Below are 15,745 nucleotides of genomic sequence, written 5' to 3' on the forward strand. Positions count from 1 at the left end.
ATGCGCAACCCAGTGGGCGGACATGTCCCGGTGGCCGGCGGGCTGGTGAAGACCGGCCTCGGCTACGCCGACGAACTGGCGGCCGAGACCGTCCAGGTCTTCGTCGCGAACCCGCGCGGCTGGGCCACTCCGGCGGGCAGGCCCGAGCAGGACGAGCTCTTCCGCAAGGAGTGCGAGGCCCGGCACATGCCGGTGTACGTGCACGCCCCGTACCTGATCAACTTCGGCTCGCACACCGAGGCGACGGTGGAGAAGTCCGTGGAGTCCCTGCGGCACTCGCTGCGCCGGGCGCGCGAGATCGGCGCACTGGGCGTCGTCGTCCACACCGGTTCGGCGACGGGTGGGCGGCCCCGCGAGGAGGCGCTGGCGCAGGTGCGTGACCACATGCTCCCGCTGCTGGACGAGCTGACCCACGACGACGATCCCGATCTCCTGCTGGAGTCCACCGCCGGCCAGGGGTCCTCGCTCTGTTCACGGACCTGGGACTTCGGCCCGTACTTCGAGGCGCTGGACTCCCACCCCAAGCTGGGCGTCTGCCTGGACACCTGCCACATCTACGCGGCTGGCCACGACCTGGCCGGTCCGTCCGGGATGCGGCAGACCCTGGACCTGCTGGTGGAGACGGTCGGCGAGGGGCGGTTGAAGCTGATCCACGCCAACGACTCCAAGGACATCGTCGGCGCGCACAAGGACCGGCACGAGAACATCGGCTCGGGCCACATCGGCGCGGAGCCGTTCCGGGAGCTGTTCGCGCACCCGGCGACGGCCGGGGTGCCGCTGGTCATCGAGACGCCGGGCGGCAGAGAGGGGCATGCGGCGGACGTGGCGCGGCTGAAGGAGCTGCGGGACTCGGTGGGTACCTGAGGTCCCGGGCGGGCGGGCTCCTGCGGGCTCAGAGTTCCGGGCCGTCCCCGGGCTTCTCCTGGTAGGAGTAGCGCTGCTCGCTCCACGGGTCGCCGATGTTGTGGTAGCCGCGCTCCTCCCAGAAACCGCGGCGGTCGGCCGTCATGTACTCGATGCCGCGGACCCACTTCGGGCCCTTCCAGGCGTACAGGTGCGGGACGACCAGGCGCAGCGGGAAGCCGTGCTCGGCGGTGAGCAGGTCGCCGTCCTTGTGGGTGGCGAAGAGGGTGCGCTCCGACGCGAAGTCGGCGAGCCGGAGGTTCGAGGAGAAGCCGTATTCGGCCCACACCATCACATGGGTGACGTCGTCGGCGGGCGGTGCGAGACCGAGGACGACGGAGGCGGGTACTCCGCCCCACTCGGACCCCAGCATGGAGAACTTGGTCACGCAGTGGAGGTCGGCGACGACCGAGGAGAACGGGAGCTCCGAGAACTCCTCGTGGTTCCAGCAGTGCTTCTCGCCGTCGGCGGTCGCTCCGAAGACCCGGAATTCCCAGCGTTCGGGGCGGAACTTGGGCACCGGCCCGTAGTGGGTCACCGGCCACCCGCGTTGCAGACGCTGGCCCGGCGGAAGCTCGGACTGTCCCGATACGCGGTGTTCCTCGCTCTCCGGCTGACCCATGCCTCCATGGTGACAGACAGGCAAGGGTGGTGGTGACCAGGCAGGGAACAACCGGGCAATACCTACTAAGTATGCACTTACTGGACGGTCGGCGGGTGCGGTGCGAGGATGCGCCCAACTGTCCGGTACACCGGTTGGAAGGAGCCTCTGCGATGCAGGGCGACCCCGAGGTCATCGAGTTCTTGAACGAACAGCTGACCGCCGAGCTGACTGCCATCAACCAGTACTTCCTGCACGCGAAGATGCAGGACCACCTCGGCTGGACGAAGCTCGCCAAGTACACCCGCGCCGAGTCGTTCGACGAGATGAAGCACGCGGAGATCCTGACCGACCGGATCCTCTTCCTCGACGGCCTCCCGAACTACCAGCGACTTTTCCACGTGCGTGTCGGCCAGACGGTGACGGAGATGTTCCAGGCCGACCGTCAGGTGGAGGTGGAGGCGATCGACCGCCTCAAGCGCGGGATCGACATCATGCGGGCCAAGGGTGACATCACCTCGGCCAACATCTTCGAGTCGATCCTGGAGGACGAGGAACACCACATCGACTACCTGGACACCCAGCTGGAGCTGGTGGAGAAGCTGGGCGAGCCGCTCTACATCGCCCAGCAGATCGAGCAGCCGGAGGGCTGACACACACCGGCCGACGGCGGAGAGCCTACGGCTCCGGTCAGGCGGCTTCGGGGAACGCGTCGGCCGGCGGGCTCGCCGACGTGGCCGACGGGTCGGCGCGGCGCTCCAGCGGCTCGCGGCGCGGGCACTCGCCCCGGCCCAGCAGCGCCTGGATGCGGCGGACACAGCCACCGCAGTCGGTGCCGGCCTTGCAGGCGGAAGCGATCTGCCGGGGGGTGCAGGCCCCGGCCTCCGCATGCTGCTTCACCTGCTGTTCGGTGACGCCGAAGCAGGAGCAGACGTACATGCGGTTCACCTCCCGGGAGTGTGCGAGCACCCCTCCGACGCGGTGAGGCAAACCTAACCTTACCCATCGGACCGGGTGGGCAAAAGCCCCGGAACGCCCGTGGGGCACGGATCACATGGATCCGTGCCCCACGGGCGCGTTGGCGCGGGCCCGCTCCCGGGCCTCACGGCCTACTGGTCGCGGTACATCTCCGCCACGAGGAAGGCGAGGTCGAGGGACTGGCTGCGGTTGAGCCGCGGGTCGCAGGCGGTCTCGTAGCGCTGGTGCAGGTCGTCCACGAGGATCTCGTGGCCGCCGCCGACGCACTCGGTGACGTCCTCGCCGGTGAGTTCGACGTGGATGCCGCCCGGGTGGGTGCCCAGGCCCTTGTGCACCTCGAAGAAGCCCTTGACCTCGTCCAGGACGTCGTCGAAGCGGCGCGTCTTGTGGCCGGAGGCGGCCTCGAAGGTGTTGCCGTGCATCGGGTCGGTGACCCAGGCGACGACCGCGCCGGAGGCGGTGACCTTCTCGACCAGCTCGGGGAGCTTGTCGCGGACCTTGCCGGCGCCCATGCGGACGACGAACGTCAGCCGGCCGGGCTCGCGCTCGGGGTCCAGGCGGTCGATGTAGCTGAGCGCCTCGTCGACGGTGGTCGTCGGACCGAGCTTGATGCCGATCGGGTTGCGGATCTTCGACGCGAACTCGATGTGCGCGCCGTCCATCTGGCGGGTGCGCTCACCGATCCAGACCATGTGCCCGGAAGTGTCGTACAGCTCGCCGGTGCGCGAGTCGGTGCGGGTCAGCGCCGTCTCGTAGTCCAGCAGCAGCGCCTCGTGCGAGGCGTAGAACTCGACCGCCTTGAACTCGGCCGGGTCGGTGCCGCAGGCCTTCATGAAGTTCATGGCGTTGTCGATCTCGCGGGCCAGCGCCTCGTAGCGCTGCCCCGAGGGGGACGAACGCACGAAGTCCTGGTTCCACGCGTGCACCTGGCGCAGGTCGGCGTAGCCGCCGGTGGTGAAGGCGCGGACGAGGTTCAGCGTCGAAGCGGACGCGTGGTACATCCGCTTCAGGCGCTCGGGGTCCGGGATGCGGGCGGCCTCGGTGAAGGCGAAGCCGTTGACGGAGTCGCCGCGGTACGTCGGCAGGGTCACGCCGTCGCGGGTCTCGGTCGGCTTGGAGCGCGGCTTGGAGTACTGCCCGGCGATCCGGCCCACCTTGACGACCGGGACGGCCGCCGCGTAGGTCAGGACGGCGCTCATCTGGAGCAGCGTCTTCAGCTTGGCACGGATGTGGTCGGCGGACACGGCGTCGAAGGCCTCGGCACAGTCACCGCCCTGCAGCAGGAACGCCTCGCCCTTGGCGACGGCTCCCAAGCGGGCGCGCAGCTGGTCGCACTCGCCCGCGAAGACGAGCGGCGGATACGACGCGAGGTCCGCGAGTACATCGCGCAGCGCCTCGGAGTCGGGGTACTCAGGCTGCTGCGCCGCGGGAAGGTCTCGCCAGGTGTTGCCACCGGCGACGGAGGTATTGGCGTTCACGGTCACGGGCACCAGCGTACGGGGTCACGGGCTGCGTCCATCCGGTCGCTCGACAGTTGAGACGATTGCTCGCATGATCGTGCGCTGTGACGCTATTATCGCCGCATGTTCACGCACACGAACCAGAACTGGTGGTGGCCCGCTCGACGGCGGCCCCCTGACAGTTCGCGCTGAACATTTCGCGAAGGCCGCCCCGAGGGGCGGCCTTTTCTGCTTTCGCGGAGCGGTTCCTCCCCTGGGAAATCCCTTGGAAACCCCTTGGAAGGAACGCTCATGCCGCACCGCGCCGCCTCACTCGTCCACCGTCTCCTCCGGGACGACGCCCCGCCCTTCGCCCTGCTGCGCCGCCGCACGCCCGGCCGCGACCACGACACCGTCGAGGTGCTGACGGGCGAGGTCCGGGAGGTGGCGCGCCTCGCCGACCTGCCGGTGGGTGACCTGCCCTCGCTGGCCCTGGTGCCCTACCGGCAGATCGCCGAGCGGGGCTTCGAGGCGACCGACGACGGGACGCCGCTCGCGGTGCTGGTCGCCGACGAGTCGTACGAGCTGCCGCTCACCGACGTGCTGGCGGCGCTGCCCCCGCACGAGGTACGGGTGACGGGCGGCGCGTTCGACGTGCCGGACGAGGAGTACGCGGGAATCGTCCGGCGGGTGATCGAGGACGAGATCGGGCAGGGCGAGGGCGCGAACTTCGTGATCCGGCGCACGTTCCGGGGCGAGATCCCCGGCTACGGCCGGGCGGACGCGCTGGCGCTCTTCCGCAGACTGCTGGAGGGCGAGCGCGGCGCGTACTGGACGTTCGTGGTGCACACGGGCGGCCCCCGGGGGCGCACCCTGGTCGGCGCCAGCCCGGAGGTCCACGTCCGGATGTCCGGCGGCACGGTGGTGATGAACCCGATCAGCGGGACCTACCGCTACCCGGAACAGGGCCCGACCGTCGAGAGCCTGCTGGACTTCCTCGCCGACCGCAAGGAGACCGAAGAGCTCTCCATGGTGGTCGACGAGGAACTGAAGATGATGTGCACGGTGGGCGACATGGGCGGGGTGGTGATCGGGCCCCGGCTGAAGGAGATGGCCCATCTCGCGCACACCGAGTACGAGCTGCGCGGGAAGTCGACGCTGGACGTGCGGGAGGTGCTGAGGGAGACCATGTTCGCGGCGACCGTCACCGGCTCGCCGGTGCAGAACGCGTGCCGCGTGATCCGGCGGTACGAGCCCGCCGGGCGCGGCTACTACAGCGGCGCGCTGGCGCTGCTGCGCCAGGACGCGAACGGTGCCCAGACCCTCGACTCGCCGATCCTGATCCGTACGGCCGACATCGCGGCCGACGGCGGGCTCGCGGTGGCGGTGGGCGCCACCCTCGTACGCCACTCGGACCCGGCCGGCGAGGTCGCCGAGACCCACGCCAAGGCGGCCGGCGTGCTGGCCGCTCTCGGGGTGCGGCCGGCGCGACGTCCGCAGGAGCGGACCGGGCCGCAGCTGGCCACCGATCCCCGGGTGCAGTCGGCGCTGGACGACCGGCGGGGCGGGCTGGCGCCGTTCTGGCTGCGGATGCAGGAGCCGGCCCGGGCGATGTCGGGCCACGCGCTGGTGGTGGACGGCGAGGACACCTTCACCTCGATGCTGGCGCATCTGCTGCGCGCCTCGGGCCTCGACGTGTCGGTCGTCCGGTTCGACGCCCCGCAGTTGCGGGAGACCGTCCGGGCGCACCGGGGGCCGGTGGTGCTGGGCCCCGGGCCGGGCAACCCGGGCGATCCCGCCGACGCCAGGATGGTGCTGCTCCGCTCGGTCGCCGCGGAGCTGGTGCGCGACCACCGGGACGGGCTGCTGGGGGTGTGCCTGGGCCATGAGCTGATCGCGGCGGAGCTGGGCCTGGAGGTGGTGCGCAAGGCGGTGCCCCATCAGGGGGCGCAGACGCGGATCGAGCTGTTCGGCCGGCCGGAGACGGTGGGGTTCTACAACAGCTTCGCGGCGCGGTGCGACGACGCCGCCACCGCCGAGCTGGGCGCGCACGGCATCGAGGTGAGCCGGGACGCGGCCACCGGTGAGCTGTACGCACTGCGCGGCGACGGGTTCGCCTCGGTGCAGTTCCACCCGGAGTCGGTGCTGACCCTGCGGGGTTCGGCGATCGTCACCGAACTGCTGGCGGGGCTGCCGGTTCGCGGCTGAACGCGCGGTCCACGGCCGAACGCACGGCTCGCGGCCGAACGCACGGGAGCCGGTGCCTCGCCCGAGGCACCGGCTTCCGCGCCCGCTCACTTCTCCGGGGCCGGCACCAGGACGTTGTCGCTGCGGCGTCCGGAGAGGTAGTCGTCGACGTTGGCGGCGGTGGCGTCGATGATCTGGCCGACCGCGTCCTCGGTGTAGTACGCCTGGTGGGAGGTGACCAGGACGTTCGGGAAGGTCAGCAGGCGGGCAAGGGTGTCGTCGTCGATGCCTTCCAGCGACTTGTCCAGGAAGAAGAGCCCGGCCTCCTCCTCGTACACGTCGAGGCCGACGCCGAGGAAGTGGCCCGAGCGGAGTTCGGTGACCAGGGCCCGGGTGTCGACCAGTCCGCCCCGGCTGGAGTTGACGAGGATCGCGTCGCGCTTCATCAGCGCCATGGCCCGCTGGTCGACGAGGTGGTGGGTGGCGGGCAGCAGGGGGACGTGCAGGCTGATGAGGTCGGCCTCGGCGAAGAGCTGGTCCTTCTCGACGTACCGCATGCCCAGCTCCACGCAGGCGGGGTTCTCGGCGACGTCCCAGCCGAGCAGGTTCATGCCGAAACCGTGGGCGATCCGGGTGAACGCCTCACCGATCTTGCCGGTGCCGATCACCCCGGCCGTCCGGCCGTGCATGTCGCGGCCGAGGAGGCCGGCGAGACGGAAGTCGAAGTCGCGGGTCCGGGTCGCGGCGCGGATGACCTTGCGGTTCACGGCCATCGCCAGGGTCCACGCGAACTCGGCGACGGAGTGGGGCGAGTAGTACGAGACCCGGGCGACACGCAGGCCGAGCGACGCGGCGACCTCCAGGTCGATGTTGTTGAAGCCGGTGGACCGCTGGGCGATCATCCGGGTGCCGCCGGCCGCCAGGGTCCGGAGCACCGGGGCGCCGAGGTCAGCGTTGACGCTGGTGGAGATCACCTCGTACCCCGCGGCGAGGGCCGCCGTGTCCGGGGTGAGGAACACCTCCAGGCACCGGACCTCGTGCTTCCCGGCGAACGCCTTCTCGATCAGGGGCTTCTCGTCGGCCTGCACACCGAAGGCCAGGATTTCCACGACGTCTCCCGTTGGTGCTGCGGTACGGCACATGACCCGGTCACCGCGAATATACGGCCGGGTGACCGGGTGCGCCGCCCGGCGGACCGGTCGGGGAGCGGCCCGCCCCGGCCGGTCCGCCGGACTCCGCTCACACGTCGTCGAGGCCGCGCTCGATGGCGTACCGGACCAGCTCGACCCGGTTGTGCAGCTGGAGCTTGCCGAGGGTGTTCTGGACGTGGTTCTGGACCGTGCGGTGGGAGATCACCAGACGCTCGGCGATCTGTTTGTACGACAGTCCCTTGGCTACCAGCCGGAGCACCTCGGTCTCGCGGTCGGTCAGGCGCGGCGCCTTCGGATCGTGGGGGGCCGCCGGGGCCGGGTCGGAGGCGAGCCTGCGGTACTCGCCGAGCACGAGTCCGGCCAGCCCCGGGGTGAAGACCGGGTCGCCGACCGCGGTCGAGCGGACCGCCTCGATCAGCTCCCGGGTGCTGGCGGACTTCAGCAGATAGCCGGTGGCCCCGGACTTCACCGCCTCCAGCACGTCGGCGTGCTCCCCGCTGGCGGAGAGCACCAGCACCCGCAGGCCGGGGTGGTGCGCCACGAGCTCCTTGCAGACCTGGGCCCCGGGCAGGCCCGGCAGGTTCAGGTCGAGTACGAGGACGTCGGGCCGGACCGCATGGGCGCGGCGGACGGCCCCCGGGCCGTCGCCGGCGGTCGCGACGACGTCGAAGCCGGACTCGGCCAGGTCGCGGGCGACGGCGTCGCGCCACATCGGGTGGTCGTCCACCACCATGACCTTGACGACCGTGCCGTCGGCGCGGGTCTGCGGCCGGGGCCCGGGGGCGCCCGCCCCGCTCGGTGCGCCCGGCGCCGCCGGTGCGCCCGTTCTGTCCGGTGTGCCCGGTGCTGTCGGTGTACTCATCGGATCGATCCTGCCTTCCCCCGTGGGACCTTCGGAACCTTCAACTCGACTTCGGTGCCCTGGCCCGGCACCGAGATCACCTCGGCCGTGCCGCCCAGGTCGCGCAGCCGTCCGCGGATGGAGAGGGCCACGCCGAGCCGGCCCTCGCCCTCGGCCTCGGCCAACCGCCCTTCCGGGATGCCCGGTCCGTCGTCCCGGACCGTGACGACCACCTCGCCGGGCTCGTCCTCGACCAGAATCCATGTCTGGGCGTCCTGCCCGGCGTGGGCCCGCACGTTGTCCAGGGCGGCTCCGGTGGCGGCGGCGAGCTCCCGCGCCGAGGCGGCCGGCATCAGGACGGGGGCGCCGGGCTCCGCGAAGCTGACCCGGGAGCCCGCGTGCGGGGCGAGCAGGGTCCGCAGATCGATGTCGGGGGCGTCGGCGGGCGGCTCCTCCGCCGTGACCGTGACGACGACGGCGCCCAGCGCGGCGTCCTCGGAGACCCGGGTGGTGGGCACCAGACCGCTGGAGACGAGGGTGCGCAGGGCGATCTCCTGCTCCCCGGCCATCCGGCCCAGCTCGGCGGCCTCACCGCCGAGGGCGGTGCCCCGGCGCTGGACCATGGCGAGCACCTGGAGCACGCTGTCGTGGATGTCCCGGGCCAGCCGCTCCCGCTCGCGGGTCGCGGCCTCGATCTCCAGGGCGCGGGCGAGGGTGCGTTCACTGGCGCGGGCGACCTCGACGACGTACCCGATCGCTATCGACGCGACCCAGACCAGCAGGACGTTGTGGAGGGTGTCCCGGCTGGGCTCGGCGCGCTCGACGAGGTTGGCGGCCGCCACGAGCGTGGACGCGAAGGCGGCCCACCGCCAGCCGCCCTTCAGCGCGAAGGCCAGCACCGCCCCGGCGGTCCAGATCGACGGCAGGGTCGACCCGTCGACATGGTGGGCGTCGAGATCGGCGACCGGGGTGAGCAGGATGCCGACGAGCGCCATCACCAGGTCCGCGCCGAGGAACGACCGTGTGCAACTGGCCGCGTTGGCGACCCGGGGCAGGGTGAGCAGCGTCCACACCGCCATCACGGCGAGGAACCCGAAGGCCACCGCGGGCCGTTCGAAATCCGCACGCCCCAGGACGGCCAGCGCCAAGGCGTAGACCGTCGTCAGCACCCGGTATCCGGTCAGCGCGCGCCACAGCGGCTGCTCGACCGACATCCGTACGACCTGCTCGCGCTCGGCCATCTCCCCCACCCCCGTGGTCCGCGCCCCCGTCGGCCGGACCTTCTCTCTCCACCGCTGCCGCGGACACCCGCTGCCCGGCGGCGCCCGCCGCCGCGAACAGCCGCCGGCACTGGCCCGCCGCCGCGAACACCCGCCGCCGCCCGCCGCCTTCGCCGGTCGTCCCGGCGACGCCCGCTACCGCGCGGGCGGTTCCGGGGTCGAGCGCTTCTCGTCCTTCGCCGCCTGCTTCTGCTCCAGCGCCGCCTGTTTCTGTTCGTGTGCGGCCTGTTTCTGTTCCTGCGCGGCTGCCTTGGCCTCGTCCGCGATCCGGCGCTTCGCGGCCGTCGCGTAAACGTCCACGTACTCCTGTCCGGAGAGCTTCATGATTTCGTACATGACCTCGTCCGTCAGTGAACGGAGGATGAACCGGTCGCCCTGCATGCCCTGGTAGCGGGAGAAGTCCAGTGGCTTGCCGATCCGGATCCCGGGCCGCAGGAGTTTGGGGATCACCTGGCCGGGCGGCTGGATCTTCTCCGTGTCGATCATCGCGACCGGGATGACGGGCGCGCCGGTGGCCAGCGCCACCCGGGCGAGGCCGCCGGGCTTGCCCCGGTAGAGGCGGCCGTCCGGCGAGCGGGTGCCCTCGGGGTAGATGCCGAAGAGCCCGCCGTCCTCGACGACCTTGATGCCGGCGCGGATCGCGGCCTCGCCCGCGCCCCTGGCCCCGGAGCGGTCGACGGGCAGCTGGCCGACGCCCTTGAAGAAGGCCGCGGTGAGCTTGCCCTTCACTCCGGGCGCGGTGAAGTACTCGGCCTTGGCGATGAAGGTGACCTTGCGGTCCAGGACGGCCGGCAGGAAGAAGGAGTCGGAGAAGGACAGATGGTTGCTCGCGAGGATCGCCGGTCCGGTGGGGGGGATGTTCTCCAGGCCCTCGACCCACGGCCTGAAGACGAGCTTCAGGGACCCCCCGAGGGAGAAGTGCATCGCGCCGTAGATCAACTCGGGTGCCTCCTGTGTCCTGTGCCACGACTTTACCCGCGCGTGGGCCGCCGTTGCCGCACGGTGCGCGGGCTGCCCCGCGCCGGTGGCGCGACGGCCCTGGTCGGTGTCGGCCCGGTCGCGTACGGTGAAGTCATTCTTCTCGCGGGTGCCCCGTACGCCCCCTCGCAAGCCCCCACGCACTTCCCCGCCCGAGCCCAGCCTCACGAACAGGAGTCACCGGTGCCGGTCCTCCCTGGAGCCGAGCCGTTCCGCCACGAGGGCGGAGAGGTCGGCGTCCTCCTCTGTCATGGCTTCACCGGATCGCCCCAGTCGCTGCGCCCGTGGGCCGACTACCTCGCCGCGCGCGGGTACACCGTGTCGCTGCCGCTGCTGCCGGGGCACGGTACCCGGTGGGAGGACATGGCGGTCACCGGCTGGCAGGACTGGTACGCCGAGGTGGACCGGGAGTTGCGGGTGCTGCGGGAGAGGTGCGCGCGGGTCTTCGTCTTCGGGCTCTCCATGGGCGGGGCGCTGGCGCTGCGGCTGGCCGCGCGGCACGGCGACGCGGTCGGCGGGCTGGTGCTGGTCAACCCGGCGAACAAGGTGCACGGCCTGTCCGCGTACGCCCTGCCGGTCGCCCGCCACCTCGTCCGTACGACGGAGGGCCTGGCCGGGGACATCGCGCTGGAGGGCGCGCACGAGGTGGGTTACGACCGGGTGCCGCTGCACTCCGCCCACTCGCTGCGCCGGTTCCTGCGGATCGTCGACGCCGAACTCCCGCAGGTGACGCAGCCGGTGCTGCTGCTGCACAGCTCGCAGGACCACGTGGTGCCGCCCGCCGACACGGCCCGCATCCTCGGCAGGGTGTCCTCGCGGGACGTCGAGGAGGTGCTGCTGGAACAGAGTTACCACGTCGCGACGTTGGACCATGACGCGGAGCGGATCTTCGACGAGAGCCACCGGTTCCTCGCCCGTCTCGCATCCGCAGTCGCGGAGAAGGGGGGTACGTCCGGTGGCTGAGCAGGACGCGGACCGCACGGGCAGTGACGAGGAGCGCGAACCGCCGCAGGCGGAGGGGCAGACGGCCGCGCCCGGGAGTACGGACGAGGGGCGCCCCGCCGACGCGCCCCGGGACGAGGTGAGCCCGCTGGACGAGGAGGCCGCCTGGGCCGCGATCGTCGCGGGGTACGGCGAGGAGCCCCCGGACCCGCCGGGCGCCAAGCCCTTCAAGCCGGTGGAGGACCTCGCCCTGCCGGACGAGGACCTGATCAACGTCACGGACGACAAGGACCGGCCCGAGGCCCCGGCGGACAAGGGCAACGACAAGAGCGGGCTGGGCAGTTCGGTGGTCTTCGCCCCCGGCGTCGGCGGTCCCCGCGACCACGTGCTGCCGGACGCGGATTCGGACAGCGGCGCCGGCGACGACGACCCCGAGGGGCACTTCGTGCCGCCGGAGCCGCCGCCGCTCCCGGAGGCGGACGCCACGTCGAAGTTCGCCTGGCTCGGGGTGGTCGGCGGTCCGGTGCTGATGCTCCTCGCGGTGCTGCTGGGCTGGGAGATGACCTGGTGGCTGACGACCGTCTGCATCGGCGGGTTCCTCGGCGGCTGCGCGACCCTGGTGGCGCGGATGCCGCACGACGACGACGAGGACCTGGGCGACCCGGGGCACGGCGCCGTCGTCTGAGCCGTCAGGCCCCGTCGCCCTCGTGAGTGGCGGCGGGCACCCGGAGGGCGGCCAGGACCGGCAGATGGTCCGTGGCCGCGCGCAGATCGGCGTCGCCGATGCCGGGGAGCCCGGCCGGGACCCCGCAGCCGAGGACCTCGATGCCGTCCGTGGTGAGGACGGCGTCGATGCGGCGCACCGGCCCGTCGGCCGGGAAGGTGTGTTCCCCTCCCCAGGGCCGTACCGCCCAGCCGTCGTGGAGCCGCCCGGCGATCAGCCGGAACGCGTCCCCGGCCGGTACCTCGTTGAGGTCACCGCCCACCACCGCGTGCCCGACGCCCATCGCCTCCACCCGGTCCAGCAGCGCCCGTGCCTGGGCGAGGCGTTCGTCCGCCCGCAGGCCCAGATGGCAGCTGACCACGCCGAGCCGGGTTCCGGCGATCTTGACCACCGCTGTCGCGAAGCCCCTGCGGTGCAACCCGGGGGTGCGCGGCAGCAGGACGTCCTCGGTGCGTTCGACGGTGGCGCGCAGGGAGCAGAGCAGCAGGGGGCCGGCAGCGGTGGCACCGCCGGAGAGGAGGACCAGGTCGGTCGCGGCGGCGAGCCGGGCGGCGGCCTTGCGCCAGCGGAAGAAGCGCGGCGCCTCCTGGACGAACACGAGGTCGGGGGCGCAGGCGCGGATGACGCGGGCCAGGGCGGCGGGGTCGTCGCGCAGCGAGCGGACGTTGTAACTGAGGACGCGGACGACGGCCGAACCGTCGTCCTCGGTACGGGAGTCGGGCAGCGGCGTCAGAACCATGCGGGTCACGATACGACGGACGCCCGCCGTGCCCCTGGGGGCGCGGCGGGCGTCCATTCGGATCGCACGTGGTGCGGTCGGGTGCCGGGGTCAGCCCTGGCGGGCCAGGTCGGCGGCGCCGACCAGTCCGGCCTTGCCGCCCAGCTGGGCGGCGAGGACCTGGGCGTGCGGACGCCACTCGCCGCCGATCAGCCAGCGGCGGAACGACTTGCGGATCGGGTCCAGGACCAGTTCGCCCTCGTCGGAGACGCCGCCGCCGACGATGAAGGCGGACGGGTCGAAGAGGGAGGCCAGGTCGGCCAGGCCCGCGCCGGCCCAGCGGGCCAGCTCGCGGAAGGAGTCGATGGCCACCGCGTCGCCCTGACGGGCCGCCTCGCTGATGTGCTTGCCCTCGATGCCCTCGACCGTGCCGTCGCCGAGCGACAGCAGGACGGCGGCGTTCTCCGGGGTCGCGTTGGCGCGCTGCCTGGCGTACCGGACCAAGGCGCGGCCGGAGGCGTACTGCTCCCAGCAGCCCTGGCTGCCGCAGCCGCAGAGCAGGCCGTCCGGTACGACCCGGATGTGGCCGAACTCGGCCGCCACGCCGAAGCGTCCGCGCCGCAGCTTGTTGCCGATGATGATGCCGCCGCCGAGACCGGTGCCGAGCGTGATGCAGATGACGTCGTCGTGGCCCTTGCCCGCGCCGAAGCGGTACTCGCCCCAGGCCGCCGCGTTCGCGTCGTTCTCGACGACGACAGGGAGGCCGACACGCTGTTCGACCTCGTCCTTGAGCGGCTCGTGGCGCCAGTCGATGTTCGGTGCGAAGAGCACGGTCGCACGCTTGTCGTCGACGTATCCGGCCGCGCCGATGCCGACCGCTTCGATGGTGTGGCCCTCGCGCGCACCGTCCACGGCCGAGCAGATGGCGTCGACGATGCCCGAGGCCGTCGGCGGGGTCGGTACTTTGAACATCGAGAGGATCTGGCCCTCTTCGTCGACCACTCCAGCCGCGATCTTCGTGCCGCCGATATCGACGCCGATGGTGAGTCCCATGAATCCCTCAGTTCCGGTCGAGCCCCGCTGGGTCAACCGTACCCGAGAAGGCGGCCGGAATTTCCGGCCAGGGCTCAGTCCAGGTCGATGTGTTCGCTCGCCGACGGCCCGTCCGAGGGCCGGTCGCGGGGGTCGGAGGGGTCGTCGGCGGCCCGGCCGGGCGTGTCGGCGGGGCGGCGGGCTCCGCCGGAGGCGCCTTCGGTGGTCCGCGTCCAGCGGCCCTCCTGGCCCTCGACGGCAGAACGGTACGCGGCCAGCAGCTCGTTGCCCGCGGCGGCGAGGTGGTCGAAGATCTCCGGATTGCGCTCGATGACCGGTTCGACCGCCGACCTGGCCTGCTGGATGACCTGCTGCACCGCGCCCTGGGCGGCGGTGCCGAGCAACGGCGAGGAGAACGAGCCGAGCTTCCCGGCCACCGCGTCGACCAGCTTGCGCAGCTCCTCGGCGGCGGAGGCGGGCGGCGGCCCGTAGGTGGCACGGCGGCGGGCCTTCTCGGCCTCCAGGTCCTCGGCGCAGGCGTCGGCCCACGCGTCGTCGTCGGCGGGACGATCGGTGGCTTCACTCATGGCGGGCTCCTGCGACGCGGATGACGTACTACCGACGGTACCCGAACCGAGCTCTTCCGTTCAGGGGCAGCGCGGGCGCTCGGCCGGAGACGGGGCCGCCGTCAGGGCATGCGCGGCCGCCCGGCCGAGAGGATCGCAGAGGGCGGGAGGGCGGGGACCGTCACGGCGTACGCGGCCAGAGCGACGGGTCCGGGGTGAAGCGGACGCGCAGCACCCCGTCGCGGAGGGCGGCTCCGGAGACGGTGCAGCGGCGGAGCGCGGACTCCAGGCGCACGCTGCGGCGGTAAGGGCCGACGGCGAGGAGGATCTCGTCCCCGCGGCGGACGAGCCGCAGACCCGACTTGACCGCTCCCGGCAGCGGCAGGCACCAGACGTAACCCTCGGCGGCATCGGCGCCGTCGGGGCCGTCGTGCGGTACCTGTTCGGTCCACCAGGGGTCGTCGGCGCGGCCGGCCGGGCGGTCGTCGGGGGCGGGAATCCCGAGCAGGTCCAGGTCCTCGGCGGTGCGGGGGTCGTGGCCGAGGTGGGGGGCCTCGTACAGCTCCTCGGCAGCGGGGGCCCCGGGCCGGGGCGCCCGGTCCTCGTACCAGCGGGTGAGGGTCTTCTCCTGCTGGGCGGCGAGGCCGGCGAACCAGGGGTCGGCGGAGTGGCGCGGCAGCAGGCGGTTGGCGACCAGCAGGTCGGTGCGCAGGCCGTGCAGCGCGAACCCGGTACGGGCGGCGCGCAGGGCGTCCTCGGCGGCGGGTCCGGGCTCGGCGACCAGCCGGAGGGTGGTGGAGCGGTCCTCGATCAGCGCCTCGACCTCGGCGAGTTCGGCGTCCTTGCGGGCGGCGGCCGCGTACAGCCACTGCGCGGGCATCGGGACCCCGGCGAGCTGGGCGAGCACCGGGCGCAGCGCGCGGGCGGCCTGCCGTTCCTCGGGCAGCAGCCGACGCAGGTAGCGGCGGAGCTGGCCGGGGAGGGCGAGCAGGGCGACGGCTTCGGTAAGGGGCGGCAGGGCCACGACGAGGGTGTCGTATCCGGCCTCCGACCAGTCGCCGGAGGCGGCCCGGTGCAGGGTGTTCAGGAGGGCGAGTTCGGTGCTGCCGGGGAGTTCGGTGAGTTCCTCGGCGTCCATGCGTCCGGCGCCGAGGAGGTCGAAGACGGCGGAGGCGCGGTCCTGGAGGGCGAGGAGTTCGGCGCGGAAGTGCGCTCCGGAGTCGGTGCGCGCGTGGTCCAGGAGCTCGTCGGCGGCGACGGGCCCGGGGTCGTCCGGGAAGCCGGGCACACGGTCGGGGGTGACCAGCAGGGTACGGCGGCCGGCCCGGGCCGAGGCCCGTGCGGTGGCCGCCGCGACGGTGGTGGTGCCGGCGCCACCGGGCCCGGTGACCAGGACCGTGCGCAC

16 protein-coding genes are annotated in these 15,745 nt (G+C 72.5%); 5 read left to right on the plus strand and 11 right to left on the minus strand.

Annotation, left to right across the window (positions count from 1 at the left end):
* A complete protein-coding gene (locus ACFZAX_RS18820; RefSeq protein ID WP_390962767.1) occupies positions 1 to 864 on the plus strand; it encodes a deoxyribonuclease IV in 864 nt (287 codons plus the stop codon).
* Between the two features lie 28 nt (positions 865 to 892).
* Here ACFZAX_RS18820 and ACFZAX_RS18825 read toward each other — a convergent pair whose 3' ends face one another.
* Entirely contained in the window at positions 893 to 1,525 is a 633-nt protein-coding gene (locus ACFZAX_RS18825; RefSeq protein WP_390962768.1) for a molybdopterin-dependent oxidoreductase, read from the minus strand.
* Positions 1,526 to 1,677: 152 nt separating this feature from the next.
* On the opposite strand from ACFZAX_RS18825, the gene bfr reads away from it, so the two are divergent.
* Complete coding sequence (gene bfr / locus ACFZAX_RS18830; protein WP_390962770.1) at positions 1,678 to 2,157, plus strand: bacterioferritin; 480 nt, start codon at positions 1,678 to 1,680, stop codon at positions 2,155 to 2,157.
* Between the two features lie 37 nt (positions 2,158 to 2,194).
* Here bfr and ACFZAX_RS18835 read toward each other — a convergent pair whose 3' ends face one another.
* A complete protein-coding gene (locus tag ACFZAX_RS18835) occupies positions 2,195 to 2,443 on the minus strand; it encodes a (2Fe-2S)-binding protein (RefSeq protein ID WP_390963014.1) in 249 nt (82 codons plus the stop codon).
* Between the two features lie 170 nt (positions 2,444 to 2,613).
* On the minus strand, positions 2,614 to 3,960 hold the full coding sequence (locus ACFZAX_RS18840) for a class II 3-deoxy-7-phosphoheptulonate synthase (RefSeq protein ID WP_390963016.1): 1,347 nt from the start codon (positions 3,958 to 3,960) through the stop codon (positions 2,614 to 2,616).
* A 273-nt stretch (positions 3,961 to 4,233) separates the two neighbouring features.
* Between ACFZAX_RS18840 and ACFZAX_RS18845 the strand changes: the two genes are divergently transcribed.
* The gene (locus ACFZAX_RS18845) at positions 4,234 to 6,129 is read left to right on the plus strand and encodes a chorismate-binding protein (RefSeq protein ID WP_390962771.1); all 1,896 of its coding nucleotides are present in this window, start codon (positions 4,234 to 4,236) and stop codon (positions 6,127 to 6,129) included.
* 86 nt (positions 6,130 to 6,215) lie between these two features.
* Here the strand turns inward: ACFZAX_RS18845 and ACFZAX_RS18850 are convergent, their stop codons facing one another.
* The 4 genes from ACFZAX_RS18850 to ACFZAX_RS18865 form a co-directional block, all read right to left on the minus strand.
* The gene (locus tag ACFZAX_RS18850) at positions 6,216 to 7,217 is read right to left on the minus strand and encodes an NAD(P)-dependent oxidoreductase (protein WP_390962772.1); all 1,002 of its coding nucleotides are present in this window, start codon (positions 7,215 to 7,217) and stop codon (positions 6,216 to 6,218) included.
* Positions 7,218 to 7,347: 130 nt separating this feature from the next.
* Complete coding sequence (locus ACFZAX_RS18855; RefSeq protein ID WP_390963018.1) at positions 7,348 to 7,992, minus strand: response regulator; 645 nt, start codon at positions 7,990 to 7,992, stop codon at positions 7,348 to 7,350.
* Positions 7,993 to 8,117: 125 nt separating this feature from the next.
* On the minus strand, positions 8,118 to 9,341 hold the full coding sequence (gene macS, locus ACFZAX_RS18860) for a MacS family sensor histidine kinase (RefSeq protein WP_390962773.1): 1,224 nt from the start codon (positions 9,339 to 9,341) through the stop codon (positions 8,118 to 8,120).
* A 174-nt stretch (positions 9,342 to 9,515) separates the two neighbouring features.
* Entirely contained in the window at positions 9,516 to 10,319 is an 804-nt protein-coding gene (locus ACFZAX_RS18865) for a 1-acyl-sn-glycerol-3-phosphate acyltransferase (RefSeq protein ID WP_390963020.1), read from the minus strand.
* A gap of 222 nt (positions 10,320 to 10,541) precedes the next feature.
* Here ACFZAX_RS18865 and ACFZAX_RS18870 point away from each other — a divergent pair, with 222 nt between their 5' ends.
* Positions 10,542 to 11,321, plus strand: coding sequence for an alpha/beta fold hydrolase (locus ACFZAX_RS18870; protein WP_390962774.1), 780 nt, complete (start codon positions 10,542 to 10,544; stop codon positions 11,319 to 11,321).
* A complete protein-coding gene (locus ACFZAX_RS18875; protein WP_390962776.1) occupies positions 11,314 to 11,985 on the plus strand; it encodes a hypothetical protein in 672 nt (223 codons plus the stop codon). Before ACFZAX_RS18870 ends, ACFZAX_RS18875 begins: the two co-directional genes overlap by 8 nt.
* Positions 11,986 to 11,989: 4 nt before the next feature.
* Here ACFZAX_RS18875 and ACFZAX_RS18880 read toward each other — a convergent pair whose 3' ends face one another.
* The 4 genes from ACFZAX_RS18880 to ACFZAX_RS18895 all read right to left on the minus strand — a co-directional run bounded on the left by ACFZAX_RS18880 (position 11,990) and on the right by ACFZAX_RS18895 (position 15,745).
* Positions 11,990 to 12,763 (minus strand): endonuclease/exonuclease/phosphatase family protein, encoded by a 774-nt coding sequence (locus ACFZAX_RS18880; RefSeq protein ID WP_390962777.1) that lies wholly within the window; start codon positions 12,761 to 12,763, stop codon positions 11,990 to 11,992.
* Between the two features lie 90 nt (positions 12,764 to 12,853).
* On the minus strand, positions 12,854 to 13,795 hold the full coding sequence (locus ACFZAX_RS18885) for an ROK family glucokinase (RefSeq protein ID WP_390962778.1): 942 nt from the start codon (positions 13,793 to 13,795) through the stop codon (positions 12,854 to 12,856).
* Between the two features lie 74 nt (positions 13,796 to 13,869).
* On the minus strand, positions 13,870 to 14,361 hold the full coding sequence (locus ACFZAX_RS18890; RefSeq protein ID WP_390962779.1) for a DUF5304 family protein: 492 nt from the start codon (positions 14,359 to 14,361) through the stop codon (positions 13,870 to 13,872).
* 160 nt (positions 14,362 to 14,521) lie between these two features.
* The gene (locus tag ACFZAX_RS18895; protein WP_390962780.1) at positions 14,522 to 15,745 is read right to left on the minus strand and encodes an ArsA-related P-loop ATPase; all 1,224 of its coding nucleotides are present in this window, start codon (positions 15,743 to 15,745) and stop codon (positions 14,522 to 14,524) included.

This window comes from Streptomyces sp. NPDC008125 (assembly GCF_042957125.1).
In the GTDB taxonomy this organism is placed as follows: domain Bacteria; phylum Actinomycetota; class Actinomycetes; order Streptomycetales; family Streptomycetaceae; genus Streptomyces.